We start from the raw sequence: 25,081 nt of genomic DNA, 5'->3' as shown, positions 1-25,081 counted from the left end.
TTTTCAATTTATTATTTTTTAATCAGTGCTATTTTGGCATTATCTTGTTTGTTCACTTCTTTATAAAAGTTTCTAAATGCATCGTAATCTTCTTTAGGAAACTCACCATCTTTTACTACAAATTCTCTTTTATAAATAAGTGTATTTTCATCTTTTACAATGATCTTAGCTTTATAACTACCAAACTTGTTTTCAATAATTTTATCATGAGGTTTCGATTCTACCTTATAATCTTGTGGTAATATTATTTCAACTTCATCAACATCTGTAAAACCTCTTTTAATTTTAAGAGGAAGTTTTCTATTTCTATAACGGTCTGGTATATCTGTATTTCTATTCAAAGCATTTAATGTAAGTAACATTCTATTTCCTAGTTTCTTGGAGTATTTAGTTGCCTGAAAACTAATATCTTCAATAAATTCGATAGCTTCTTTGTTATTTGTAATCTTCATACTATTGATCTTAATAGTATTAATGTATTTCCAGCGTTTTTTATAATGTTTATCAAGGTCTCTTTCTGTTTCGGTTTCTAACCAATATTTATCATCATATTGAATACCTTTAGAGGCAACATTTACATTTGCAATAATAGCGCCCTCGTTTGAAATTTTATAGTTCCCTTTAATTCGTTGAATACTCTCTTCCGTTTTGTATTTTTTTGTGTGCTGGATTTTTCCGCCTTCCGGGGTGATAACCAATACATCCCTATCGTCTGTAAAATCTCCAATAAAACCAAAGGGCAGTTTTTGACTTGTACATTCTAGCCAGATATCTTCTTTATTATCTTGAGGAATATTGAGAATGACATGATTACCCTGCATCGCTGCGAAGTCTTTCTCTAAACTTCTTTGAGAGCTACCCGCATAAACAACCGTATAATTAGACTTAACTCCAGCTGCTTTTAAAAGTGACATGGTATAATTTGTTAAGGCTTTACAGTCTCCATAACCTAGTTTATCTACTTCTGAAGCATTAAAAGGCTTCCAGCCCCCAATCCCCACTTGTACACTTATATAACGTGTCTTATCTTGCACGTACTGGTAGATTTTTTTTGCCTTTGCCACATCATTCGGTTCATCTTTTACCAGATCCTGTATCATGCTAATAGTACTTGTTGGTAGATCATAAGTATCTTTTATCAAATCATGATACATCCATTTTCCAAAATCGTTCCAGTTTTCCACCTGTGTATGCACGCCTTCTAATGCAAATTGCTTTGAAGCCACTAATACTTTAGGAGATATATTGGCTGTCCCAGGGCTATATGCCTCAGGTTTAACCGCTTGAATATTTTTCACCTTATATGTGATTTTCCCAGGAAGTATCTCTTTTTCTAAATCAAGCGTTTCAAAATTCTTTTCCTTAGTTCTAATGGTTATATCTTCTGGGAATTCTATAGTATAAGTGCTATTTTCTACACTTAAAAAATAACCGTTCGCTGGCATGAAGGGGTGAATAAAAGCTGTGTTATTATTTACAAATTCACTAGTAAATTTAATAGTATAGGGATATTTAATCGGTGTATAATCTAAGTACTTAACTCTAGAATCTGAGTATAAAGTACCTCCATCTACTGCACTCACGTCTTTAAAATCATTCTTTTTTATTTTTTTAATTTCTTTGCCGAAATTATCAAAAACCAAAACCTCTAAACGCCTTATTTTTGCATTATTATCGTAATACACATAAGCATCGACATCGTCATCTCCTTTTTTATTTAAAACTGTAATAATTTTTTTCCTAGTGACATACATTTCACTTGAAGATTTTAACAAAATATGTACATCATCAGACCGAATAACGGCATTGGCTTTTTCTTTAAGGTTGACTGGAATTGTGAAACTTGTATATAAATTTTCTTGAGAAGTGAGGGATAAAGTCATGAGCAACATAAGAATGCCCACAATTTTTTTAACAATCATATATTAAGGGTTTTAAACGCGGAAGATATTTGTATAATATTGATTAATCTATGAGGAAAATCAGTTTTATTATTAAATATCTTTGACACGGCAAATTAAAAATCTCACAGCCAATATAAGAAAAGATGGGACAAAAATATATTTAAACTCACTATATAACACTTTCAGTCCCCATTTAGAGAAAAACGATTCTACTCCAATTGGTGACACCTGTATCTCTCGAAATGGAAAGAAAAAACGACCATTATTAAATGGAATTAAAAAGCCAACTCCCATACCTCCCGATGTCATGGCATCCAAAATACCGTGCGAGAGTGTGGATAAAAAAATAACACAAAACCATATGAGTTTGTTTTTCCGACCAAAAGTAAGCATTAAAAGAAAGGTCCATATTACAGAAAACAATATAGAATGCGAAAACCCGCGGTGCCCTATAGGATGCGCGTAGGGAATACCCCATTTAAAACCTATAACATCAAAGTCTGGGAGAATAGTTGAAAACACAGCTAATATCATCAACCATCTTGTATTTTGATTATCGATAACTTTAGCTAATGTAAAACCAACGATACCATGCCCAAATACTGATGCCATTATGTTTTGTCTTTTGAATCGATGATTATAGTAACTGGTCCGTCGTTAATCAACGTCACTTTCATATCGGCTCCAAATTGCCCTGTCTGTACTTTTTTATCTAAGCTAAGCTCTAATTGTTTTACAAAGTTTTCATAAAGCGGTATGGCAACATCAGGTTTTGCTGCCTTAATATAACTAGGCCTATTTCCTTTTTTTGTAGAAGCATGTAAAGTGAATTGGCTTACCACTATAGCCTCCCCTTTAACATCTAATAAAGAGCGATTCATTATATTATTTTCGTCGGCAAAAACACGAAGATTTACGATTTTATTAATTAGCCATTTTATATCTTCTGGTGTATCTTCATTTACAATCCCCAAAAGAATTAAAAGGCCTTGTGACATGGATGCTACTTGCTCTCCATCGATGGTTACACTTGCTTCAGATACTCTTTGAATAACAACTTTCATGTTCTCTCCTATATCCCTAGGTCTTTATTAATTAAAACTGATATCACCTATACAAACTACTTACTCCTTATCCCAATTATCTGTTCTGTAATGCTCATCTTCTCCTTCAATAATTTGTAAATAACTTCGGTATCTTGAAAACGCAATCTCATCATTATCCAATGCTTTTTTAACAGCGCATTTGGGTTCTTGAATGTGTAGGCAATTATTAAACTTACAGTCTTGTTTCAATTTAAATATCTCTGGAAAGTAATCACCAACTTCTTCCTTATCCATATCGACCACTCCAAACCCTTTTATACCTGGTGTATCAATAATTTTTGCTCCAAAACTTAAATCGAACATTTCTGCAAAGGTTGTTGTATGCTGCCCTTGCATATGCTGTGACGAAATTTCTTTTGTTTTAATATTTAAAGTGGGTTCAATCGCGTTTACAAGTGTAGATTTACCAACTCCAGAGTGTCCTGAAAACATACTGGTTTTATCGAGCATGAGCCCTTTTACTTTATCAACATTTTTACCAGTTTTTGCAGAAACGCCTATACACTCATAACCTATTTTTCTATAAAGATGGGCTAAACATTTAACTTCTAAAAGAGTTTCATCATCGTAAACATCAATTTTATTAAACAACAATATCGTTTTTATGGAATACGCATTGGCCGTTACCAAAAACCTATCGATGAAACTGGTTAATGTTGGTGGGTTATTAATAGTAATCATTAAAAAAACCTGATCCAAATTGGCAGCAATAATATGTGTTTGCTTAGATAAATTAACAGATTTTCTAACGATATAATTCGCTCTATCATGAATCTTGTATATAATCCCCGATTCTTGATTATTATGGGTTTCAAGTTCGAAATCTACCCTATCTCCAACCGCTATAGGATTCGTACTTTTAATACCCTTTATACGAAACTTGCCTTTTATACGGCATTCATATATATGGCCTAAATCGGTTTTAACCGTGTACCAACTTCCAGTAGATTTATAAACGAGTCCTGTCATATTTTTTCAAAAGTAAAGCTAAAAAATATTTTTTTTGGCATAGATATTGTTTAAACTTGTCATTATAAATTTTTAAACAATCAACAACATGAAAAAATTACTTATCGTTTTTACTATTGCTTTATTTTCTTTTATCGATGGTAACGCCCAAGTTCAGTACAAAGTTATTACCAGTGTGGAATCTATTGTTCCTAATGGATTAGGTCGTTCTAGACTTATTAGTGCCAACGAAGAAAAAGATTACAAGGAATATACCAGCACACAAACTGAGGAGGATAATACTCGTAATAAATCTAAACGTGGAGACATTAGAGTTAAAGGGTTTGATGAAACAAAATTATTAAACTTTTACAACCTAGGAGGTATTCGTTTCCAAAACATTGCTGCCAATGATGCTTTAATTACTTCAAAAATCAATACGATGATAGAAGAAGGCTGGGAGTTAGCTTTTGTTACTAGTGCTGTAGAAAGTAAAGGTGGTAAAGATGATAAGCAAGGTATTTTTATAACACGTTATATCTTTAAAAGAAATAATTAATTTTTATTTCCCTTCAAAACAACAAAGCCTCGCAATTGCGAGGCTTTTGCTTTATTATGACTTATTTATTAGCCGTTAATAATCTTCTCTTGATGATTAATCGATTCTTGGTGAATCGCCTTAAACATTCTCAAGATAAACTCTTCACTAAGTCCGTGCTCTTGTCCTTCTAAAACCATTTTTCCTAAAATCTCATTCCAGCGTTTAGATTGTAAAACAGCAACATTTTTTTTCTTTTTAAGTGCTCCTATACCATCTGCTGCTACCATACGTTTTCCTAATAAGTTAATAATATCATTATCAACAACATCAATTTGTGCTCTTAAATTATTTAATGCATTGTTATATTCTGCTTCTGCATCTGTCTCTTTTCTAATCTTAAGATCTTTCATAATTTGCACTAAAGTACTAGGTGTAACTTGTTGTGCAGCATCACTCCATGCATTTTCAGGATCGTAATGTGTTTCAATCATAAGCCCATCATAATTTAAATCTAGAGCTGTTTGAGATACATCAAAAATCATCTCTCTATTTCCTGTAATATGAGATGGGTCTAAAATTAAAGGGATATCTGGAAATTTATTTTGAAATTCGATAGCTAATTGCCATTCTGGAATGTTTCTATACTTGGTTTTTTGGTAGGTTGAAAACCCTCTGTGTATAGCTCCAATATTTTTAACACCTGCTTTATATATTCGCTCTATACCACCTAACCATAAAGATAAATCTGGATTTACAGGATTCTTTATCAGCACAGGTTTATCTGTTCCTTCTAAAGCATCTGCAATTTCTTGCATGATAAACGGACTCACTGTAGAACGCGCTCCAATCCATAATAAATCAACATCATGCTCTAAAGCTAATTTCACATGGGCAGCATTTGCTACTTCCGTACAGGTTTTCATGCCTGTTTCTTCTTTTACTTTTTGTAGCCATTTTAAACCTAAAGCTCCAACACCTTCAAACATTCCTGGTCTTGTTCTTGGTTTCCAAATACCGGCTCTAAAATAGTTAACATCTGTGTCTTTTAACTCATGAGCAATTTTTAATACTTGCTCTTCTGTTTCAGCACTACAAGGTCCTGCTATAACCAAAGGATGATCTAAATTTAACGCATCCAACCAGTTTCTCATTTCTTTTTTATTTTCCATGATTTTTAATATTTAGCTGCTTAAGCTATTCCGTTTAAAATTTGTTTTATATGATTCGTATTTTTCATTTCATTATAAACTTCTTCAAAGTCATCTTTTTCCATAAGTTCCTTAAACTGTCTTAGGTTATTGATATACTCTTCTAAAGTTTCAATGACATTTTCTTTGTTTTGCTTAAAAATGGGAGTCCACATTTCTGGCGAGCTTTTTGCCAGACGAACCGTAGAAGCGAATCCACTACCCGCCATATCAAAAATATCACGCTCATTCTTCTCCTTCTCTATCACGGTTTTTCCCAACATAAAAGAGCTTATATGCGATAAATGTGACATATATGCTATATGCTTATCGTGTGCCTCAGGGTTCATATAACGCATACGCATCCCAATATCTGCAAAAAGCTTTAAGGCTTTTTCTTGAAGTTTAAATGCTGTTTTTTCAACTTCGCAAACAATATTTGTTTTGCCTTTAAACAAGCTAGGAATTGCAGCACCAGGTCCCGAATGTTCCGTTCCAGCAATAGGATGCATCGCTAAAAAATTTCTACGCTTAGGATGATCTTCAATAACTTTACATATATCTACTTTGGTAGATCCTGCATCCACAACTAATCCAGAATCTGAAATCTTATCTAAAATAGTTGGTAACAATTTTACTGTAGCATCTACGGGGATGGATATAATGACCAAATCGGCATTTCCTATATCATCTAGCGTTGCTTTTTTATCAATTAATTTAAGTGACAGTGCTTCATCTAACGTTGTTTGCTTCCTGCTAATACCATGAATAACCACTTCTGGATCGTTCTTTTTTATATCTATAGCAAGACTACCACCTATTAATCCAACGCCTATAATGTATATATTTTTCATTTTCCTTGCCCTAACCCTCTCCAAAGAAGAGCGTTCTGTAATGGGTATTATTTTTACTATTTTACTTCTCTATTCATAGTAACTGCAATTGAAAATTGCGGACTATTCAACTCTTTTTATAGCTTCTTCTAAAACGTCGTTTGATGCACATAAAGAAAATCGGATATAGCCCTCGCCCTGACTTCCAAAAATGGTTCCTGGCGTAATGAATATATGCTTGTTTTTAAGCACCGAATCTATATAGGCTTCAGCTTTTTCTGAGGCTGGTAATTTAGCCCAAACAAAAAGACCAGTTGCATTTTTATCGTAAGTACAGTTTAGCGCATCTGCTAATTTCCAAACCAAATCACGACGTTTTTTATAAACACTGTTTAAAGTTACAAACCACATATTTGAACATTTTAAAGCTTCAATAGCTCCTTTTTGAATTCCATAAAACATCCCTGAATCCATATTACTCTTTACCTTCAAAATATTATTTATATGCTTGTTATCTCCAACAACCATTCCTACGCGCCATCCTGCCATATTAAACGTCTTGCTTAATGAATTAAGCTCTAAACAGACCTCTTTTGCTCCTTCAACACTTAATATACTTTTTGGATCTTCATTCAATATAAAACTATATGGGTTATCGTTAACAATTAAAATATCATGCCGTTTTGCAAAGGCTACTAATTCTTCAAATAAACTTGCAATAGGTTTAGCGCCTGTTGGCATGTGGGGATAATTTACCCACATCAATTTCACGCGACTTAAATCTAATTGTTCTAAAGCTTCAAAATCTGGCAGCCAATTATTTGCTGCATCTAAATCATAAAAAACAGGTTTTGCACCTACTAATTTGGTAACAGATTGGTACGTTGGGTATCCTGGATTTGGAATCAAAACCTTATCACCTTCATTTAAATATGCCATCGATATATGCATAATACCTTCTTTGCTTCCCATGAGCGGTAAAACCTCAGTGGAAGCACTTAAAGACACCGAAAAATGATCTTTATAAAATCCTGTTATAGCTTCTCTTAATTCTGGAAGTCCCTGATAGCTTTGATATTTATGTGCATTAGGTTCCAACAGCCCTTCTTTTATAGCTTCCAAAACACGTTGTGGCGGCTGTAAATCTGGACTCCCAATACCTAAATTAATAATAGGTTTTCCACTAGTAATAAGGAAATTTACTTCTCTTAATTTTTTTGAAAAGTAATACTCCTCTACCGTTTGCAATCTATTAGCAGCTTCAATCATAATTTAGCATTTTTATATTCGCCTAATACTTTAAATCCTTCTCCCATAATATCAATTATGGATTTTGATTTTTTAAAATCCACATATTTTTCAAAAGTAACATCAACAAAAAAGGCATACTTCCATGGTGTTTCAATTATTGGCAAGGATTGAATCTTGGTTAAATTCAATTTACAATCGCTCATCACATTAAGAATTGCTGCCAAACTACCTCTTTTATGATCGCTTTCAAATTTAACAGAAGCCTTGTTGATTTCATTTTCAGACACTTCAGAATTTGTTCGTTTTACAATAACAAATCGTGTTTCGTTATGCTTTATCGTTTGAATACTTGTTGCCAGAACATCCAATTCAAATATGTCGGCGGCCATAACACTTGCAATTGCGCCAACCCCTTTAAGTTTTTTTTCTTGGATACGCTGTGCTACCTCGGCTGTATCTTTATCTTCTACCAACTTAATGTGGGGATACTGTTTAAAAAATTCCTTACATTGCAATAATGCCATAGGGTGCGAATACACTTCTTCTATATCCTCTATACGTTGATTCGGCAATGCCATTAAATTGTGTTGAATATCTAAATAATGTTCGCCAACAACATGTAAACCATACGTATCAATTAAAGCGTAATTAGGAATAATGGATCCTACAATAGAATTCTCTAAAGCCATAATAGCCGCATCGCATTCTTTTGTAATTAACGAATCTACAACCCTATCAAATGTCAGACATTCAATAACATCGACAGACTTCTCAAAAAATTGTTGTGACACAATGTGATGAAAAGATCCTTTTACTCCTTGTATGGCTACTGTTTTAATCAAAATTCATTTTTTTTATAAGACCTCGTTTTAATGGAGGTTATTCAACTAAAGGTTGAACAAAAAAAAGTCCCGATTTTCATCGAGACTCATATTTAAAATTTATAGTTATAAATTATACATACAACGCCTCGTTCCTTTTGCTAAAAAAGAAATAAAACCAGTTGTTATAATATGTATAAAATACTGTTGTTGTCATAATTATGAGGCTAAAGTAAATAATATTTTAAGAAATCAAAATTGTGGTATCGGTTTTTTTTGAATTTTTTAAAAGTTTTAAAGATTATACAACAAAACTTCTATAGCATTATATTATTATTATTTTTGAATAAATAATTTTAATTATGTCTATTGAAGTAGTAGGAATTTCAAAACACTATGGTGAACAAAAAGCTTTAAGCCAGGTTTCATTTAAGGTTAACAAACCGGAAATTGTTGGATTTTTAGGTCCCAATGGTGCTGGAAAATCTACCATGATGAAAATATTAACTACTTATATCAACCCTACTGAAGGTGCTGCCAAAGTCAATGGACATGATATAAAAGAGCACACGCAACTTGTTCAGCAAAGCGTCGGATATTTACCAGAACACAATCCTTTATACTTGGACATGTTTGTTAAAGAATATCTAAACTTTAATGCCAATATTTACAAGGTTTCGAAACAGCGTATTAATGATGTTATTGAACTTACTGGCTTAACCCCAGAAGTTCATAAAAAAATAGGGCAGCTTTCAAAGGGGTATCGCCAGCGTGTTGGCTTGGCAAATGCCTTATTGCATGATCCTGATGTTTTAATATTAGACGAACCAACCACTGGTCTAGATCCAAACCAATTGGTTGATATTAGAAACCTCATTAAAACCATTGGAGAAACCAAAACCGTATTCCTATCTACACATATTATGCAAGAGGTTGAAGCTATGTGCGATCGTGTGATCATAATCAATAAAGGTGAAATTGTTGCAGACAAAAAGCTTAGTGAGTTACGGGATGAAAAGGAACAGATTGTTGTTGTTGAATTTGATTATCGTGTTGAAGATGCTTTTTTACTTAAACTTCCAAAAGTTAAAAGTGTAAACAATACGCATGGTTTTGTTTATGAAATTACTTTTAAAACCTCAGAAGACATGCGATCTCATGTATTTGATTTTGCTCACGACAATCAATTAAAAATTTTACAACTTAATCAAAAAAATGCAAGTTTGGAATCTCTCTTTAGGGATTTAACATCAAAATAACCTTTCTTTATAATTGAATACGTTTTAAATGAAAAGTATGACAAATATCATCCTTATGATAATATGTAGGTGCTAATTTTGCGGTAGAATATTTAAAAATAAGTATAGTTATCTGGCTTAGAAATGAGCCTTCTTATAATATAGAACACTATGAGTAAAGGAATTTATGTAGCTACTATTGAACCTAACAGCGGGAAATCTGTTGTTGTTCTTGGTTTAATGCGTATGCTTTTAGGAAAAACTGCAAAGGTTGGCTATTTTAGACCAATTATCGAAGATCTTGAAGCAGGAGAAATGGACAATCATATCAATACGGTCATGTCTCATTTTGAATTAGATATCAATTATAAGAAAACATTTGCATATACAAGAAACCAGGTGCTTGATTTATATAATCAAGGAAAATCTGGTGAAGTCATCGATGAAATCATTAAGAAATATAAAAATCTTGAAGAGCGTTTTGATTTTGTTTTAGTTGAAGGCACTGATTTCTCTCATGAAAACTCAAGTTTAGAATTAGACATAAATATCTTAATCTCTAAAAATCTTGGACTCCCTGTAATTATAGTGTCTCAAGGTGATAAGAAGGCGCTTAAAGAGATTGTAGACAGTGTGCAATTGGCACATGACACCTTTACACAGGACGTTGATGTACTTTCTATAATAACGAACAAAGCAAACCCAGATGATCTTTCTGCTCTTAAAACGCAATTAAAAGAACGTATTAATAATGGTACCAATATCACAGTAATCCCTAAGATACCTAGCCTTAGTAGCCCTACTGTAAAAGAGATTTCGAAAGCTTTAGGCGGTGAGGTTCTTTTTGGGCAGGACATGCTAAATAACTTAACAGAGAATTTTAGTGTGGGTGCTATGCAATTACGGAATTATTTAATACATCTTAAGGAAAATGCACTAGTTATTGCCCCTGGCGACAGAGCCGATATTATCTTAGGCGCATTACAAGCTAATATTTCTAAAAATTACCCCAAAATTGCTGGAATTATTCTAACAGGCGGTCTTATTCCTGAAGAGCCTATTTTAAAGCTTATCGAAGGACTCTCCAGTATTGTTCCTCTTATTAGTGTTAAAGGCGGCACCTACAATGTAACCAGTAGTATTGGAAGCATAAAGGCTAGAATATATGCTGAAAACACCGAAAAAATCACAACATCTATAGCCACTTTTGAAAAGCATGTAGACACCGATAGGCTTGCAGATAAACTCATCACTTTTGAATCTGAAGTATTCACTCCTAGAATGTTTCAATATAATTTATTGCAACGTGCTTTAAATGACAAAAAGCATATTGTGTTACCTGAAGGTTATGATGAACGCGTTTTACGTGCTGCTGCCAAATTAATCAATGCCCATGTTGTAGACTTAACAATTCTTGGCGAAGAAGATAGAATCAAAGAACTTATTGAAAAATTAGATATTCCCTTAAATACCGATGAAATAAACATCATATCACCTACAAAATCGCCTCACTTTGAAGATTATGCCAACACCTTTTATGAGCTTAGAAAACACAAAAATGTGACTTTACAAATGGCAAAGGACACTATGGCAGACGTTTCATATTTTGGTACAATGATGATCTATAAAGGACATGCAGATGGTATGGTGTCTGGGGCAGTACACACAACCCAACACACTTTACGCCCTGCATTACAATTTATAAAAACGAAACCTGGTGTTAATCTGGTATCGTCAATTTTCTTTATGTGTTTGGAAGATAGAATTTCTGTATTTGGAGACTGTGCCATTAATCCAAATCCCAATGCCCAACAATTAGCAGAAATAGCTATTTCATCTGCTCAAACTGCTGAAGAATTTGGTATAGAAGCTAAAGTTGCCATGCTTTCTTACTCTTCGGGTGCTTCTGGTAAAGGTGCCGATGTAGAAAAAGTTAGAGAGGCTACCGATATTGTAAAAGCACAAAATTCGGATTTAAAAATAGAAGGTCCAATTCAATACGATGCTGCCGTAGATATGCGTATTGGAAAAACCAAATTACCAGACTCTGAAGTTGCTGGGCATGCCAGTGTTTTAATTTTTCCAGACTTAAATACAGGTAATAACACATATAAAGCCGTACAACGTGAAACAGGCGCATTAGCTATAGGTCCTGTTTTACAAGGATTAAACAAACCAGTTAACGACCTAAGTAGAGGTTGTACTGTCGATGATATTTATAGCACTGTTATCATAACTGCTATTCAAGCCCAAAACCAATAAATATGCAAGTATTAGTTTTAAACTCTGGTAGTTCCTCAATAAAATTTCAATTATTTTCAATGCCAGAAGCCCGTATTTTATGTTCGGGACAAATTGAACGTATTGGTTTTGAAGATGCTATCTTTAAATTCAAAACCCAGAAGGACGCTATTGAATTTGAAAGTGCCATTTTAAACCATAAAGATGGCTTACAATTATTATCAAAACAGCTTTTAGATAAAAATACTGGTATTATAAAATCGCCCGAAGATATCTCAATAGTTGGACATCGCGTGGTTCATGGTGGTATTTATTTTAATGAAACCACAGAGATTACTGAGATTGTAAAAGAAAAAATAAAGGAACTATCCTCTTTGGCACCTTTACATAACCCTGCTAACCTTGAAGGCATTGAAGTCGCTGAAGATATATTTCCAAATGCAAAGCAGGTTGCTGTTTTCGATACGGCTTTTCATCAATCCATACCAGAACATGCTTATAAATATGCCATCCCTAATAACTTTTTAGACGATCATCATATTCGCCTATATGGATTTCACGGTACGAGCCACAAATATGTTTCAGAAAAAGCCATCGACTATTTAAATAAAAAAGACTCTAAAATCATCACAATTCATTTGGGTAATGGTTGTAGTATGACAGCCATTAAAAATGGTAAGAGTATTGATCATTCCTTAGGGTTTTCTCCTGTAAGCGGCTTAATTATGGGAACCCGTTCGGGTGACATCGATCCTGCCATTATTTTTCATCTAGCAAACAAATTAGATTTCAGTTTAAACGACATTAATACATTGCTGCAAAAAAAGAGTGGTATGCTGGGGCTTACTGGCTTTAGTGACCTGAGAGATATTCAAGAGCAGGCAGCCCAAGGCAACAAAGCCTGTCAATTAGCTTTAGAAATGAATGTATATCGCATAAAGAAATATATTGGTAGTTATGCAGCTATTTTGAACGGACTGGATGCTATTGTATTCACTGCTGGTATTGGAGAAAATTCACAGTTAATGCGGGAACTTGTTTGCAAAGATCTGGACTTTTTGGGTATTCGTTTAAATACTGAAAAAAATAAAATTAGATCAAAGGAAACTCTCGCCATTAATACGGAAGATTCAAAAGTGGACATTTTAGTCATTCCAACTAATGAAGAATTGGAAATAGCCAAACAGGCTACTGATTTATTCAAAGACCAGGCGTCCTTTATATAATTCATCAACCTCAACTATAGATGGACGGTTTACGGAAATCACGTTACCCGTTCCAGAAATAGTACCTTTTATTTCTTGTTGTGGGTTGACAATCATATCGTTTGATGCCCTGTTCCATAATTGTACTTTTTGAGCAATCAGATCTCGACCTTCAAACCGCGAAATTCCTGCGGCAAAAGTAAGATTTAAGTTTTCTGTTTTGCCTGAAATAAAGCAATTAGATATACCATTAAAAACTAATCGAAAGGTATTGTTATCTATTTGTAACCTAAAATTGGCATTTGTAAAGGTATCTGGTTCTCCAAAATCTTCCGACAGAATTGTTAAACTTGGATAATTTAAAATGCCATCGGAGCTTATATCGTACTGTGTCGAGCTTCTTATTTCTGTAATGTTAGGAGCTGTTACATAAACCTTGGTTATACCGTAATCGCGTACGTAGTTACAAGTATTGTTATCGGTCAATATTAACTTGTTATCTAAAACAATGGCCTCTACATCATTCATTAAGTTTTTACCTGTTTCAATAACAACTTTTTGATCTACACCTTCTTTAATAATCAGTTCTATGTCACGATTGACTCGTATTTTATCAAAAACTTCAACAATTACTTCCCGTTGAATAATGGGACCTGTTTTTTGAAAACAATCCCCTGCATGCTCACTATTACAAGCTGTAGTTAAAAATAAAATCAAGATATAAACTATTCTTTTCATATGTTGTTATTCTTGCTTTACTCTATTCATAACCTTAGCCCAACTCCAAATTCCACCGCTTCTGCTTTCGCTCCATGCGATTTAAGTGTTAATGCTCCAAACCACTTATTACTAAAGTACCGCTTTAAACCTATTCTTATATAGGTTCGCCCTTCAAAATCAAATGGATAATATACATAATACCCAAACTGTGAAACAAGCGATGTTTTATTAATGAATAATTCATGCCCAGCAAAAACCCCTACTCTTTTATAATCTTCATTTCCAGATGTATTATCTTCTGGAAAAGCAACCGATCTATAATTAATAAACTCTTTTAAAAAATTTGAAAAGAAAATATCCGTTCCAAACTGCAAGGCACTTTTTATATTAATGCGTTTATCGGCATAGGCAGAAAAAACATAAAAAGGAAATTGCCCGCTACCAACAACATCACTTTCATTAATACCTACTCGAAAAGCTAAGTTATATTTTATGGGCTCTGTAAATTTTTCTTGTTCAATATCATGGAGTGTTCTTATATATTCAGGTTCTTCATCATCTAAATTATAAGTTACTCCAACATTGAGAGCCATGGAATTTATACTTGTGTTTGGTGCTTTTACATTCGCGTTGGAATAATGAATAAACGATAAACCTGCTTGCAGCCCAAACCTATCTATAATACGTTCCTTTTTATAATTAAGCATTAAATAAGTACTGCTTAATATTTTAGAGCCAAAAGCTATATTTCTAAAATTCTCTTCCTTATCATAAGGATGGGTTGTTAAGGCTAAACCTTGACCAATACGCAACATTAAATGACGGTTTAAGAAATAGAAATTGTAATGTGTATATAAGGCATAGTTATTACCTAAAACATCATTTTTTAGGTTTTGGTAGGCAAAAGACACACCATAATCGGGGTAATTATAGCGTCGTTCCCAATCGTTAAACCCATAGGTTTTTTTATTCCAACTTAAAATAACGCCTTCGGGATGTCCTTTTATTAAGTGTGAAATATCATTGTTATGCAGTGCTATATTTCCTTTAAAATAATTAATATCAAAATAAGAGGTATGCTCCTTTTCTTGTGAGAAAGAAATGCCGAAAACTGCACAAAAAATACAGACTAAAAATAATCTCATTAATAGATTTGCTTAAAGAGCAAAAATAACGGAATTATCAAAACATATGCGATGCAATGGCTTTTATATTATCACTTTTACCCATAGAGTAATAATGAAGCACAGGAACACCCGCTTTTTTAAGCTCTTCAGATTGTTTGATGGCCCATTCTATACCTACTTGCCTTACTTGCTTATTATCTTTACACTTCTCAACTTCATTGACTAAAGTCTCTGGAAGATCAATTTTAAAGACCTGTGGTAAAATTTGTAAATGACGTTTTACAGCTATAGGTTTTATTCCTGGGATAATAGGTACGTCAATCCCTGCTTCTTTGGCTTTATCTACAAATTCGAAGTATTTTTTATTATCAAAAAACATTTGTGTAACCACATAATCTGCTCCAGCTTCTACTTTCTCTTTAAGACGTCTTAAATCTGCTTGTAAAGAAGGGGCTTCCATATGCTTTTCTGGATAGCCTGCAACACCAATACAAAAATCAGATTTATGATCAGACTCTATTACCTCGTGTAAATACTTGCCGCAATTTAAATTTTGAATTTGAGTTACCAACTCTGTCGCATAATGATTTCCTCCTTTTGAAGGTTCAAAATATTTTTGATGACTCATAGCATCTCCTCGTAACGCCATAACATTATCGATACCTAAATAATGGCAATCTACCAATAAATATTCAGTCTCTTCCTTTGTAAAACCACCACATAGTACATGCGGAACTGTATCGACATTATATTTGTGCTTTAAGGCTGCACAAATACCAACAGTCCCTGGACGCATACGTGTTATTTTCCTATCTAATAACCCATCGCCCTTATCTATGTATATATATTGTTCCCTAGAAGTCGTTACATCAATAAATGGCGGTTTAAACTCCATTAACGGATCTATATTACTATATAATTCTTGAATATTCCTCCCTTTTTGTGGTGGAATGATTTCAAACGAAAACAATGTTTTTCCGTTTGCTTTTTTTATATGGTCTGTAACTTTCATTTATGCTGAATTTATTTCAGTATCTGTTTCTAATTTATATTTGTCATTTCCGTGTAAAGAACAAATCTCATCTTTATTGCTAACGCAAACTTAATATTCTAATTCCAATGCAGCAGTTGAATATTCATATTTATTCATCAACAATTTTACATCCTTCAGCAATTCAATAGATGCCTCTATTTCTGCTTTTCGTATTGAGACACTTTCTATGTTGAAACCAATGGGTATTTTTTTGTCTTCACAATAATTCAATAATTCTACAGCAATATCTTTACAAACGTCTACAGACTTTGATAGTATATCTTTTGAATTTTTTAAGTCATTTTTCAACCACTTTGGAATATCAATACCCAGCCATTCCATAAATTCCATAGTTTTCAGAGAACCACAAGGTGTTAAGGTAAAAATAATGGGGAGCAATTCGCGATTACTCTCTATCGAACTATAGTAATAATCTGAAAGGAAATTTTTAGTGTTATTTATATTATATACACATTGCGAAATAAAAAAACGACACCCTTTTTCTGACTTTTTAAAAAGACGCATATGCTCGTCATTTTTTTTATGGTGACGCTCAGGAATAGTAACACCACCTAACCGGATTGAAGGATCGGAATTTTGATTAATTCGATAGGCATCGTTCAAGGAAAGCATCGATTTCTGTTTATTTGATGGCGTACCTACAAAAACAGAATAATCTATATGCTTTGAGTTTTCGTTAATCCATATACTTAATTCGTTAACAGAATATTTCCCTACACTTTTATAGATGATCTTTGGTAGATTTAAGTCTTTTAGATAGTTATTATTGTAAACATCTGGACTAAGGGTTTCCATAAAAGGAAATGGCCTAACCGTATTATTTCTAGAAGATTCGTCTTGAATATCGTACAAGACTAGGCCATCAATATCTAAACCATTAATACGTTCTATTTGCTTATTAGCAATGGTTTTAATTTTACTTTCGTCTGTATGTAATTTAGGTGGCGTTAACCCATAAAGTAAAATTCCAGATTTTCTATTATTGATTTTATCTTCTAACATGTACTACACTAATATTTTTTTCAAATCTTCGAAAGATTCCTGATACTCCCAATAAATCCATCTCCCATCCAAATAGTCTGTTAATATATAGGTTTCACTAACCGACTTGATTCGAGATACTGCTACAATTTTTTTAGAAAATCCGTCAACAGTTACATTTTCTAATACTTCCTTGTTATCGGCATCATAACCATGAGATATCATATGACTTCCTAATGTCAATTCTATAAATTTCAAATTCATATCTTCTTTTTATCAAGACCTGTCAGGTTTTCTAAACCTGACAGGTCTAAAAAGTTACTGACTACTGATCGGCAAGATTAGGATGCAACCATTTTCGGGCTTTATCCTTTTCAATCCCTTTTCTTGTAGCGTAATCGGTTACCTGATCGTCTGTTATTTTACCCAAACCAAAATATTTAGCCTCTGGGTTGGCAAAATAATATCCTGATACTGCTGCTGCCGGCCACATGGCTAGACTTTCTGTCAAGGAAACGCCAATCAGTTTTTCAACATCCAACAACTCCCAAATGGTTTCTTTCTCTAAATGATCTGGGCATGCAGGGTAACCAGGTGCTGGACGAATTCCTTTATAGGTTTCTTTTATCAATTCTTCATTCGATAAATTTTCATCTAATGCATATCCCCAGTGTTTTGTTCGCACTTGCTTATGCAAATATTCGGCAAATGCTTCTGCAAATCTATCTGCAATGGCTTGTGCCATTATGGAGTTATAATCGTCATCTTTTTTCTTATAGTAAGTTGCTAATTCTTGCGCACCAAAAATACCTACACAGAACGCCCCCATATAATCTGTTTTACCAGTTTCTTTTGGCGCAACAAAATCGGACAATGCTATATTAGGAACTCCTTCTCTTTTCTTTAATTGCTGACGTAAAGTTCTAAACACAGCAATCTCACGGCCTTTTTTCCGAATAGAGATATCGTCATCATTAATAGCATTGGCTTCAAACAAACCAAAAACAGCTTTTGGCTTTAATAACTGTTTAGCAACAATCTGCTTAATCATTTCTTGAGCATCCTCATACAATTGCGTCGCCTGTTCTCCTACAACCTCATCCGATAATATTTCTGGAAATTTACCATGTAAATCCCAAGAAATAAAGAAAGGCTTCCAATCTATATAAGGCAACAACTCCTTTAAGCTTAATTGTTTTAATATTTGAACGCCTAACTCTTTAGGTTTCACAATTTCAGATGTTTCCCAATCTATACGATACTTTTTACTCCGAGCTTCTTCTATAGATATATATGATTTCTCTTTACCTCTCTTTAAAAACTTCTCGCGGAATTCATCGTAATCCTTTTTAAGTTTGGCAACATAGGCATTAGAGGTTTTCTCATTCAATAAATCCCCTACAACCGTTACAGCCCTAGAAGCATCATTGACATGAACTACAGCATTTTTGTACTGAGGATCAATTTTTACTGCGGTATGTGCTTTCGATGTGGTTGCTCCTCCAATAAGTAAAGGCACCGTGAAATTTTGACGTTCCATTTCTTTAGCCAAATACACCATTTCGTCTAAAGACGGCGTGATTAGACCCGATAAACCAATGGCATCTACATTATGTTCTTTGGCCTCGGAAATTATTTTTTCTGGTGGTACCATAACTCCCAAATCAACTATTTCGTAGTTATTACATCCTAAAACAACGCTCACAATATTTTTACCTATATCGTGTACATCGCCTTTCACCGTTGCCATTAACACTTTGCCTAGGGCTTGTTGCTTTTCAGATTTTTCAGCTTCAATAAACGGATTTAAATAGGCAACTGCTTTTTTCATCACCCTGGCCGATTTAACAACTTGAGGTAAAAACATTTTTCCTTCTCCGAATAAATCCCCTACGACATTCATACCTATCATTAAATGTCCTTCTATAACCTCAATAGGTTTTTTAGCTTCTTGTCTTGCCAACTCGACATCTTCAATTATAAATGCATCAATTCCTTTTACCAAGGCATGTGTAATTCTATCTTGAAGGGAAGCTTCCCGCCATGATAAATCGGCTTTCTTTTCCGCTTTAGATCCTTTAACGGTTTCTGCAAAGTCCAATAACCGCTCGGTAGCATCATCACGTCTGTCTAAAATAACATCTTCGACATGTTCTAATAAATCTTTAGGAATATCATCGTAAACTTCCAGCATCGCTGGGTTTACAATCCCCATGTTCATACCAGCCTGAATGGCATAGTATAAAAATACCGAGTGCATCGCTTCTCGTACCACATTGTTTCCTCTAAAAGAAAACGATACATTACTTACGCCTCCACTAACACTAACATTTGGTAAATTTTCACGTACCCAACGCGTGGCTTCAATAAAATCAATCGCATTTTTGCGGTGCTCTTCCATCCCTGTTGCTACAGGAAATATATTTAAGTCGAAAATAATATCTTCCGATGGGAACCCTACTTTGTTTACCAATACATCATAAGAACGTTTGGCTATTTCAATACGCCTTTCGTAATTATCGGCCTGCCCAACTTCATCAAAAGCCATGACTATAACGGCTGCACCATATCGCTTAATCTGTTTTGCTTCCCAAATAAATTTTTCTTCACCTTCTTTTAAAGAAATGGAATTTACCACACATTTTCCTTGCACAACTTGAAGCCCTGCTTCGATAATTTCCCACTTAGAACTATCTATCATAATAGGCACACGACAGATATCTGGTTCGGCAGCAATTAAATTTAAAAAACGAACCATAGATTCTTTTCCATCAATAAGACCATCGTCCATATTGATATCTATGATTTGCGCACCTCCATCTACCTGATGACGTGCAATATCTAGTGCCTCATCAAACTTTTCTTCTTTTATTAATCTTAAAAACTTACGTGACCCGGCTACATTGGTACGTTCTCCAACGTTTATAAAATTGCTGTTTTCATTTAGGATTAGTGGTTCTAATCCAGACAAACGCATGTATTTTTTTTGAATCGTGCTCATTATTTATAATGTTCTACAATTGGAAATGGTTCATAAAAATGATGTAATAGTGTTTTCCATTTTTGATAAGCATTCGATTTTCTGAACCCTATGTCATGGTCTTCAACAGTTTCCCAATTCACCAATAATATATATTTATCTTCTTGTTCTATACACTTCTTTAATTCGTGAGATATATAGCCTTTCATAGATACAATGATACTTTGTGCTTCTTGAAAACTTTTTTCAAAATCTTCAGAAAGTCCTTTTTTGATATTTAGTATGGCTACTTCCAGTATCATTATATGCTTCTATTAATGAGACCCTTCGACTGCGCTCAGGGTGACACTTTGCCTAGGTTTATACTTCGCAGCTATATCTGCAATAACTTTAATATGCTCTGGACTCGTACCACAACAGCCTCCTATAATGTTTATTAAATTCTTTTTCAAGTACTCTTCTATTTGAGCCCCCATTTCTTCTGGTGTTTCATCATACTCACCAAAAGCATTTGGTAAGCCTGCATTAGGGTGTGCCGAAATAGCAAAATCGGTTTTAGAGGCAATGGCTTCTAAATGAGGCTGTAATAAATTAGCACCTAAAGCACAATTAAAACCAACGGACAGTAACGGAATATGTGACACGGAAATTAAAAAAGCTTCTGCCGTTTGGCCAGAAAGTGTTCTTCCTGATGCATCTGTAATGGTACCGCTAAGCATAATGGGAATATCGATATTTCGCTCTTCTTTAACTTCTTCTATGGCAAACAAAGCCGCTTTAGCATTTAAAGTATCAAAAACTGTTTCTACCAATAACAAATCGGCACCACCATCAACGAGCGCTTCCACCTGTAGTTTATAGGCTATACGCAGCTCATCAAAAGTAACGGCTCTATAGCCTGGATCGTTAACATCTGGAGACATACTTGCCGTACGGTTTGTTGGTCCAATGGATCCAGCCACAAAACGAGGCTTGTGCGGCTCTTTTGCTGTAAATTCGTCTGCTACTTCCTTAGCGATCTTGGCAGATTGGTAATTAAGCTCATACACCAAATCTTCCATTTGATAATCTGCCATGGCAATTGTTGTACCAGAAAACGTATTGGTTTCCACAATATCTGCACCCACTTCAAAGTACTTGGCATGTATCTCTTTAATCGCTTCTGGCTGTGTAATTGATAGCAAATCGTTATTGCCTTGCAATGGTGTAGGGTAATCTTTGAAGCGTTCGCCTCTAAAATCTTCTTCAGTAAACTTATAAGCCTGTAACATGGTACCCATAGCACCATCCAGCACTAAAATACGTTCTTGTAAAGCTTGTTGTATGTTCGACATTTTAATACTTTTTAAACCTTATTCTAAATTAATTTCAGAATCATCTCATCCAAATATTATGAGAAACTAAAACACATTCAGTTTGACGTCTATTTGATTTTCAAATATTCGTTTTATCTATATGTTGTCATCAAGAAAAGTAAAAGAAACACTTTTCGTTATCTTTCTAATATTATTGAATATTAGTAGAATTTAGCACCTTCTTTAAAGTTAAAGGGTTGCCAAGGCTTCACAGGGTCTATTCCCTCTACCTTTCTTGATAACAATATTAATACGTTAATGAACTAAGGGCAAAAATAACAACTATATTTCTCTTATCCTTATAATTTACTGAAAAATGTATTATTCGAATAAAGGTGATGATAAATATCTATCTCCTCTATCACAAATAATGGCAACGATAACGCCTTTATCAATAGACTCAGCTATTTTTAAAGCACAAAATACAGCGCCACCACTGCTCATACCTGCAAAAACCCCTTCTTCTTTTGCTAAACGTTGGGTTGTTACTCTGGCATCTTCTTCATTCACATCTACTACAACATCTACCCTAGAACGATCAAAAAACTTAGGCACATAATCTGGTGACCATTTTCTAATACCAGGTATCCTGGCACCATCAGCAGGTTGCGCTCCTACAATGGATATATTTTTATTTTTTTCTTTCAAAAAAGTTGATGTCCCCATAATGGTTCCAGTTGTTCCCATAGCAGATACAAAGTGCGTTACTTCACCTTCTGTATCTCTCCATATTTCTGGTCCTGTCGTTTTGTAATGTGCTTTCCAGTTATCATCATTTTCAAACTGATTTAAAAGTGTATATCCTTTTTCATCTCTCAATTTAAAAGCTAAATCTCTAGAACCTTCAATACCAATATCTGCTGGAGTTAAAATTACCTCCGCGCCATAAGCTCGCATCGTCTTCACCCGTTCTTCGGTAGAATTCTCTGGCATAATTAACACCATATTCAACCCTAGCAATTGTGCAATAAAAGCCAGCGCTATTCCCGTATTCCCACTAGTTGCTTCTACTAAAGTACCCCCTTTTTTAATATCGCCACGTTTAAGTGCCTCATTAATCATATTAAAAGCAGCACGATCTTTCACACTACCTCCAGGATTATTTCCTTCTAGTTTTAAAAACAATCGGACGTTTTTATTTTTTATAATATGACTGGCTTCTACAATTGGTGTATTTCCAATTTGATCCAGGATACTTTTACCGTATGCCATTCTTTTTAGGTCTTATTTTAATTTCGGTTTGATAAGTTACCAACGAGTTTTCTGGTACCGATTGGGTTATCCATACATTGGCCCCTATAATACTATTGGCCCCTATAACAATATCGCCTCCTAAAATGGTTGCATTCGCATAGATACATACATTATCTTCAATAGTTGGGTGTCTTTTTGTTGATGCCAGACTTTTAGATACTTGAATCCCCCCTAAGGTAACTCCTTGATATATTTTTACGTTCTTACCAATAATGGACGATTCCCCTATTACAATCCCTGTTCCGTGATCTATATAAAATGATTCTTCTATAGTTGCTCCTGGATGTATGTCTATACCCGTTATACCATGAATATATTCGCTCATCATTCTGGGAAGAATTGGCACATTCAATTTATAAAGTGCATGGCTCAATCTATAAATAGATATGGCATGAAACCCAGGATATGCCAGATAGATTTCCTCTAAATTATAGGAAGCTGGATCGTTATTCTCAAAAGCTTTAGCATCTAAATCTAATTGCCTTCTAATGTCTGGAAGGTTTTCTTTAAAACGTTTCCATGTTCCTGCCCCGTCTTCTATGGATAGTTTAGATAGTGTTTTAAGAAACGTTTTTTCTAAATATTCTGCATGTGTTACTTCCTGTTCTTCATCAAACAAAGCATAAAACAATCTTTTTGTAAACGTTTTAACCGTATCCTTTAAACAAACATTGTAACTTTTTTTCATGCATTTGTTTAATTAATCGCTTGAACAACTGCTTTAGGTGCTTCTTTACGTGTGCCGTCAAAACCATCAATACCACTAACTGTTGTATATTTTAATACATACTTTTTACCTGGATTGATAATTCTATAAGCTGCCTGACACATTAAAGTTGCCTCATGGAAACCACAAAGAATTAGTTTTAATTTCTCTGGATATGTATTGACATCACCTATAGCAAAAATACCAGGTATATTTGTTTGATAGTTTAAGGAATTATCAACTTTTATAGCATTTTTCTCTATTTCTAATCCCCAATTAGCAATAGGTCCCAATTTAGGAGATAAACCAAATAATGGAATGAAGTGGTCTGTTTCAATTTTAGTAGCTTCTCCATCTTTCACTACAGTAACCGCTTCTATTTTTTCATCACCATGAAGTTCTTTAACCTCTGCTGGCGTGATCAAGTTTATTTTATTTAGAAGGGTTAATTCCCTAACTTTTTCAACAGAATCTAAAGCCCCTCTAAATTCATTTCTTCTATGAATCAATGTTACTTCTGAAGCGACATCAGTTAAAAAGATGCTCCAATCTAAAGCAGAATCTCCTCCTCCAGAAATCACTACTTTTTTATCTCTATAAACTTCAGGGTCTTTAATGATATATTCAACACCTTTATCTTCATAATCGGCAATACCTTCGATAGCTGGTTTTCTAGGCTCGAAAGACCCCAAACCACCTGCAATGGCTACTACTGGTGCATGGTGTTGTGTTCCTTTGTTTGTTGTTACGATAAAAGAGCCGTCTTCTTGTTTCTCTATAGTTTCAGCACGCTCGCCTAGAGTAAACCCAGGTTCAAATTGTTTTCCTTGTTCTAAAAGGTTTTTAGTTAAATCACCTGCCAAAATTTCTGGAAACCCAGGAATATCATAAATAGGCTTTTTAGGATAAATTTCTGAACATTGTCCTCCTGCTTGCGGCAACGCATCAATTAAATGACATTTAAGTTTTAATAAACCCGCTTCAAAAACTGTAAATAATCCCGTTGGTCCTGCACCTATTATAAGTATATCTGTTTTAATCATATTACGATTCTTTTTTTGCAATTAATCCTTTGGTAAATTCGTTTAGCGTTTCTACTTTTTGTTCGAAATCACCTTTTATTGTTTTTCTATATTCATTTAAATTCTTGACCAAGTCGTCTACATTTTCTGGAATGACATCCTCAAAAAACTGACGTAACCTTTTAGCTGTTGTTGGCGATTTTCCATTGGTGGATATCGCTACTTTTACATGACCTTTTGTTACAATACCACCCATGTAAAAATCACAATATGGTGGATTATCTGCTACATTAACTAATTTGGCCTCAACCCTACAGTCTTTCCAGACCTGTATATTGACTTCGGGTACATCAGTCGTAGCTACAACCATATGCTTTCCTTCTAAATAACTTTTTTCATATACATCTTCAACCAACGCAACATCGCCTTTTTTTGCTAGTGCTACGGTCCCCTCTCTAAACATAGGCGATACCATGGTAACATGTGCGTCAGGGCTCGATTTAAGTAAAAAGGTTAATTTTTCCTCAGCTACATAACCACCGCCTACAATGAGAACACTTAAATTTTTAGTCTTTAAAAAAATAGGATATAAATTATTCCTTTCCAT

General features: G+C 34.1%; 24 protein-coding genes and 1 riboswitch. Of the genes, 4 read left to right on the top strand and 20 right to left on the bottom strand.

The window, feature by feature from the left end:
• Positions 1-11: 11 nt before the first annotated feature.
• The 4 genes from HHX25_RS06680 to rsgA form a co-directional block, all read right to left on the bottom strand.
• Positions 12-1,922, bottom strand: coding sequence for a DUF3857 domain-containing transglutaminase family protein (locus tag HHX25_RS06680; RefSeq protein WP_169671453.1), 1,911 nt, complete (start codon positions 1,920-1,922; stop codon positions 12-14).
• 72 nt (positions 1,923-1,994) lie between these two features.
• Positions 1,995-2,516, bottom strand: coding sequence for a metal-dependent hydrolase (locus HHX25_RS06675; protein ID WP_169671451.1), 522 nt, complete (start codon positions 2,514-2,516; stop codon positions 1,995-1,997).
• Complete coding sequence (dtd, locus tag HHX25_RS06670; RefSeq protein WP_169671449.1) at positions 2,516-2,968, bottom strand: D-aminoacyl-tRNA deacylase; 453 nt, start codon at positions 2,966-2,968, stop codon at positions 2,516-2,518. The genes HHX25_RS06675 and dtd overlap by 1 nt, the downstream gene beginning before the upstream one ends.
• Before the next feature lie 60 nt (positions 2,969-3,028).
• Entirely contained in the window at positions 3,029-3,979 is a 951-nt protein-coding gene (gene rsgA / locus HHX25_RS06665; protein ID WP_169671446.1) for a ribosome small subunit-dependent GTPase A, read from the bottom strand.
• An 88-nt stretch (positions 3,980-4,067) separates the two neighbouring features.
• Between rsgA and HHX25_RS06660 the strand changes: the two genes are divergently transcribed.
• Positions 4,068-4,517 carry a hypothetical protein gene (locus tag HHX25_RS06660; protein WP_169671445.1) on the top strand — a complete coding sequence of 150 codons (450 nt, stop codon included), beginning with the start codon at positions 4,068-4,070 and terminating at the stop codon, positions 4,515-4,517.
• 68 nt (positions 4,518-4,585) lie between these two features.
• Here HHX25_RS06660 and HHX25_RS06655 read toward each other — a convergent pair whose 3' ends face one another.
• The 4 genes from HHX25_RS06655 to HHX25_RS06640 form a co-directional block, all read right to left on the bottom strand.
• On the bottom strand, positions 4,586-5,668 hold the full coding sequence (locus HHX25_RS06655; protein WP_169671443.1) for a bifunctional 3-deoxy-7-phosphoheptulonate synthase/chorismate mutase type II: 1,083 nt from the start codon (positions 5,666-5,668) through the stop codon (positions 4,586-4,588).
• A gap of 20 nt (positions 5,669-5,688) precedes the next feature.
• On the bottom strand, positions 5,689-6,540 hold the full coding sequence (locus tag HHX25_RS06650; protein WP_169671441.1) for a prephenate dehydrogenase: 852 nt from the start codon (positions 6,538-6,540) through the stop codon (positions 5,689-5,691).
• Between the two features lie 102 nt (positions 6,541-6,642).
• Positions 6,643-7,788 (bottom strand): pyridoxal phosphate-dependent aminotransferase, encoded by a 1,146-nt coding sequence (locus HHX25_RS06645; RefSeq protein ID WP_169671439.1) that lies wholly within the window; start codon positions 7,786-7,788, stop codon positions 6,643-6,645.
• Entirely contained in the window at positions 7,785-8,612 is an 828-nt protein-coding gene (locus HHX25_RS06640; RefSeq protein ID WP_169671437.1) for a prephenate dehydratase, read from the bottom strand. Before HHX25_RS06640 ends, HHX25_RS06645 begins: the two co-directional genes overlap by 4 nt.
• Before the next feature lie 341 nt (positions 8,613-8,953).
• Between HHX25_RS06640 and gldA the strand changes: the two genes are divergently transcribed.
• The 3 genes from gldA to HHX25_RS06625 all read left to right on the top strand — a co-directional run bounded on the left by gldA (position 8,954) and on the right by HHX25_RS06625 (position 13,296).
• Positions 8,954-9,850, top strand: a complete 897-nt coding sequence (gene gldA / locus HHX25_RS06635) for a gliding motility-associated ABC transporter ATP-binding subunit GldA (protein ID WP_169671435.1) — start codon at positions 8,954-8,956, stop codon at positions 9,848-9,850.
• A 150-nt stretch (positions 9,851-10,000) separates the two neighbouring features.
• Positions 10,001-12,091 carry a phosphate acetyltransferase gene (pta, locus tag HHX25_RS06630; protein WP_169671433.1) on the top strand — a complete coding sequence of 697 codons (2,091 nt, stop codon included), beginning with the start codon at positions 10,001-10,003 and terminating at the stop codon, positions 12,089-12,091.
• 2 nt (positions 12,092-12,093) lie between these two features.
• Positions 12,094-13,296: an acetate/propionate family kinase gene (locus HHX25_RS06625; RefSeq protein WP_169671431.1), complete on the top strand. Its 1,203-nt coding sequence runs from the start codon at positions 12,094-12,096 to the stop codon at positions 13,294-13,296.
• Here HHX25_RS06625 and HHX25_RS06620 read toward each other — a convergent pair.
• The 12 genes from HHX25_RS06620 to HHX25_RS06565 all read right to left on the bottom strand — a co-directional run bounded on the left by HHX25_RS06620 (position 13,267) and on the right by HHX25_RS06565 (position 25,081).
• Positions 13,267-14,013, bottom strand: coding sequence for a head GIN domain-containing protein (locus tag HHX25_RS06620; protein ID WP_169671429.1), 747 nt, complete (start codon positions 14,011-14,013; stop codon positions 13,267-13,269). The two genes, HHX25_RS06625 and HHX25_RS06620, sit on opposite strands and share 30 nt — an antisense overlap.
• Before the next feature lie 26 nt (positions 14,014-14,039).
• A complete protein-coding gene (locus tag HHX25_RS06615; RefSeq protein ID WP_169671427.1) occupies positions 14,040-15,140 on the bottom strand; it encodes an acyloxyacyl hydrolase in 1,101 nt (366 codons plus the stop codon).
• A gap of 37 nt (positions 15,141-15,177) precedes the next feature.
• Positions 15,178-16,134, bottom strand: a complete 957-nt coding sequence (metF, locus tag HHX25_RS06610) for a methylenetetrahydrofolate reductase [NAD(P)H] (RefSeq protein ID WP_169671425.1) — start codon at positions 16,132-16,134, stop codon at positions 15,178-15,180.
• A 90-nt stretch (positions 16,135-16,224) separates the two neighbouring features.
• Entirely contained in the window at positions 16,225-17,178 is a 954-nt protein-coding gene (locus tag HHX25_RS06605; RefSeq protein ID WP_169671423.1) for a methylenetetrahydrofolate reductase, read from the bottom strand.
• Between the two features lie 3 nt (positions 17,179-17,181).
• A complete protein-coding gene (locus HHX25_RS06600; protein WP_240964300.1) occupies positions 17,182-17,421 on the bottom strand; it encodes a hypothetical protein in 240 nt (79 codons plus the stop codon).
• Between the two features lie 61 nt (positions 17,422-17,482).
• Positions 17,483-20,158, bottom strand: coding sequence for a methionine synthase (gene metH, locus HHX25_RS06595; protein ID WP_169671421.1), 2,676 nt, complete (start codon positions 20,156-20,158; stop codon positions 17,483-17,485).
• The gene (locus HHX25_RS06590) at positions 20,158-20,439 is read right to left on the bottom strand and encodes an antibiotic biosynthesis monooxygenase family protein (RefSeq protein WP_169671419.1); all 282 of its coding nucleotides are present in this window, start codon (positions 20,437-20,439) and stop codon (positions 20,158-20,160) included. Before HHX25_RS06590 ends, metH begins: the two co-directional genes overlap by 1 nt.
• Before the next feature lie 12 nt (positions 20,440-20,451).
• The gene (locus HHX25_RS06585; protein WP_169671417.1) at positions 20,452-21,471 is read right to left on the bottom strand and encodes a homocysteine S-methyltransferase family protein; all 1,020 of its coding nucleotides are present in this window, start codon (positions 21,469-21,471) and stop codon (positions 20,452-20,454) included.
• A gap of 155 nt (positions 21,472-21,626) precedes the next feature.
• A riboswitch (SAM riboswitch) is annotated at positions 21,627-21,737 on the bottom strand.
• Between the two features lie 76 nt (positions 21,738-21,813).
• Complete coding sequence (gene cysM / locus HHX25_RS06580; RefSeq protein WP_169671416.1) at positions 21,814-22,704, bottom strand: cysteine synthase CysM; 891 nt, start codon at positions 22,702-22,704, stop codon at positions 21,814-21,816.
• Positions 22,691-23,434 (bottom strand): serine O-acetyltransferase EpsC, encoded by a 744-nt coding sequence (gene epsC / locus HHX25_RS06575; RefSeq protein ID WP_169671415.1) that lies wholly within the window; start codon positions 23,432-23,434, stop codon positions 22,691-22,693. Before epsC ends, cysM begins: the two co-directional genes overlap by 14 nt.
• A gap of 8 nt (positions 23,435-23,442) precedes the next feature.
• Complete coding sequence (locus tag HHX25_RS06570; RefSeq protein WP_169671414.1) at positions 23,443-24,495, bottom strand: NAD(P)/FAD-dependent oxidoreductase; 1,053 nt, start codon at positions 24,493-24,495, stop codon at positions 23,443-23,445.
• Between the two features lies 1 nt (position 24,496).
• Positions 24,497-25,081, bottom strand: coding sequence for a precorrin-2 dehydrogenase/sirohydrochlorin ferrochelatase family protein (locus HHX25_RS06565; RefSeq protein WP_169671413.1), 585 nt, complete (start codon positions 25,079-25,081; stop codon positions 24,497-24,499).

Origin of the sequence: Flavivirga algicola, assembly GCF_012910715.1 — a bacterium.
GTDB lineage: Bacteria > Bacteroidota > Bacteroidia > Flavobacteriales > Flavobacteriaceae > Flavivirga > Flavivirga algicola.
The sequence above is the reverse complement of the archived record's forward strand: the minus strand, read 5'-3'. Positions and strand labels throughout refer to the sequence as shown.

What these genes read in the sequence shown, in the direction of transcription:
- HHX25_RS06680 (WP_169671453.1), bottom strand. Translation starts at nt 1,922, where the DNA reads ATGATTGTTAAAAAAATTGTGGGCATTCTTATGTTGCTCATGACTTTA.
- HHX25_RS06675 (WP_169671451.1), bottom strand. Translation starts at nt 2,516, where the DNA reads ATGGCATCAGTATTTGGGCATGGTATCGTTGGTTTTACATTAGCTAAA.
- dtd (WP_169671449.1), bottom strand. Translation starts at nt 2,968, where the DNA reads ATGAAAGTTGTTATTCAAAGAGTATCTGAAGCAAGTGTAACCATCGAT.
- rsgA (WP_169671446.1), bottom strand. Translation starts at nt 3,979, where the DNA reads ATGACAGGACTCGTTTATAAATCTACTGGAAGTTGGTACACGGTTAAA.
- HHX25_RS06660 (WP_169671445.1), top strand. Translation starts at nt 4,068, where the DNA reads ATGAAAAAATTACTTATCGTTTTTACTATTGCTTTATTTTCTTTTATC.
- HHX25_RS06655 (WP_169671443.1), bottom strand. Translation starts at nt 5,668, where the DNA reads ATGGAAAATAAAAAAGAAATGAGAAACTGGTTGGATGCGTTAAATTTA.
- HHX25_RS06650 (WP_169671441.1), bottom strand. Translation starts at nt 6,540, where the DNA reads ATGAAAAATATATACATTATAGGCGTTGGATTAATAGGTGGTAGTCTT.
- HHX25_RS06645 (WP_169671439.1), bottom strand. Translation starts at nt 7,788, where the DNA reads ATGATTGAAGCTGCTAATAGATTGCAAACGGTAGAGGAGTATTACTTT.
- gldA (WP_169671435.1), top strand. Translation starts at nt 8,954, where the DNA reads ATGTCTATTGAAGTAGTAGGAATTTCAAAACACTATGGTGAACAAAAA.
- pta (WP_169671433.1), top strand. Translation starts at nt 10,001, where the DNA reads ATGAGTAAAGGAATTTATGTAGCTACTATTGAACCTAACAGCGGGAAA.
- HHX25_RS06625 (WP_169671431.1), top strand. Translation starts at nt 12,094, where the DNA reads ATGCAAGTATTAGTTTTAAACTCTGGTAGTTCCTCAATAAAATTTCAA.
- HHX25_RS06620 (WP_169671429.1), bottom strand. Translation starts at nt 14,013, where the DNA reads ATGAAAAGAATAGTTTATATCTTGATTTTATTTTTAACTACAGCTTGT.
- HHX25_RS06615 (WP_169671427.1), bottom strand. Translation starts at nt 15,140, where the DNA reads ATGAGATTATTTTTAGTCTGTATTTTTTGTGCAGTTTTCGGCATTTCT.
- metF (WP_169671425.1), bottom strand. Translation starts at nt 16,134, where the DNA reads ATGAAAGTTACAGACCATATAAAAAAAGCAAACGGAAAAACATTGTTT.
- HHX25_RS06605 (WP_169671423.1), bottom strand. Translation starts at nt 17,178, where the DNA reads ATGTTAGAAGATAAAATCAATAATAGAAAATCTGGAATTTTACTTTAT.
- HHX25_RS06600 (WP_240964300.1), bottom strand. Translation starts at nt 17,421, where the DNA reads ATGAATTTGAAATTTATAGAATTGACATTAGGAAGTCATATGATATCT.
- metH (WP_169671421.1), bottom strand. Translation starts at nt 20,158, where the DNA reads ATGAGCACGATTCAAAAAAAATACATGCGTTTGTCTGGATTAGAACCA.
- HHX25_RS06590 (WP_169671419.1), bottom strand. Translation starts at nt 20,439, where the DNA reads ATGATACTGGAAGTAGCCATACTAAATATCAAAAAAGGACTTTCTGAA.
- HHX25_RS06585 (WP_169671417.1), bottom strand. Translation starts at nt 21,471, where the DNA reads ATGTCGAACATACAACAAGCTTTACAAGAACGTATTTTAGTGCTGGAT.
- cysM (WP_169671416.1), bottom strand. Translation starts at nt 22,704, where the DNA reads ATGGCATACGGTAAAAGTATCCTGGATCAAATTGGAAATACACCAATT.
- epsC (WP_169671415.1), bottom strand. Translation starts at nt 23,434, where the DNA reads ATGAAAAAAAGTTACAATGTTTGTTTAAAGGATACGGTTAAAACGTTT.
- HHX25_RS06570 (WP_169671414.1), bottom strand. Translation starts at nt 24,495, where the DNA reads ATGATTAAAACAGATATACTTATAATAGGTGCAGGACCAACGGGATTA.
- HHX25_RS06565 (WP_169671413.1), bottom strand. Translation starts at nt 25,081, where the DNA reads ATGGAAAGGAATAATTTATATCCTATTTTTTTAAAGACTAAAAATTTA.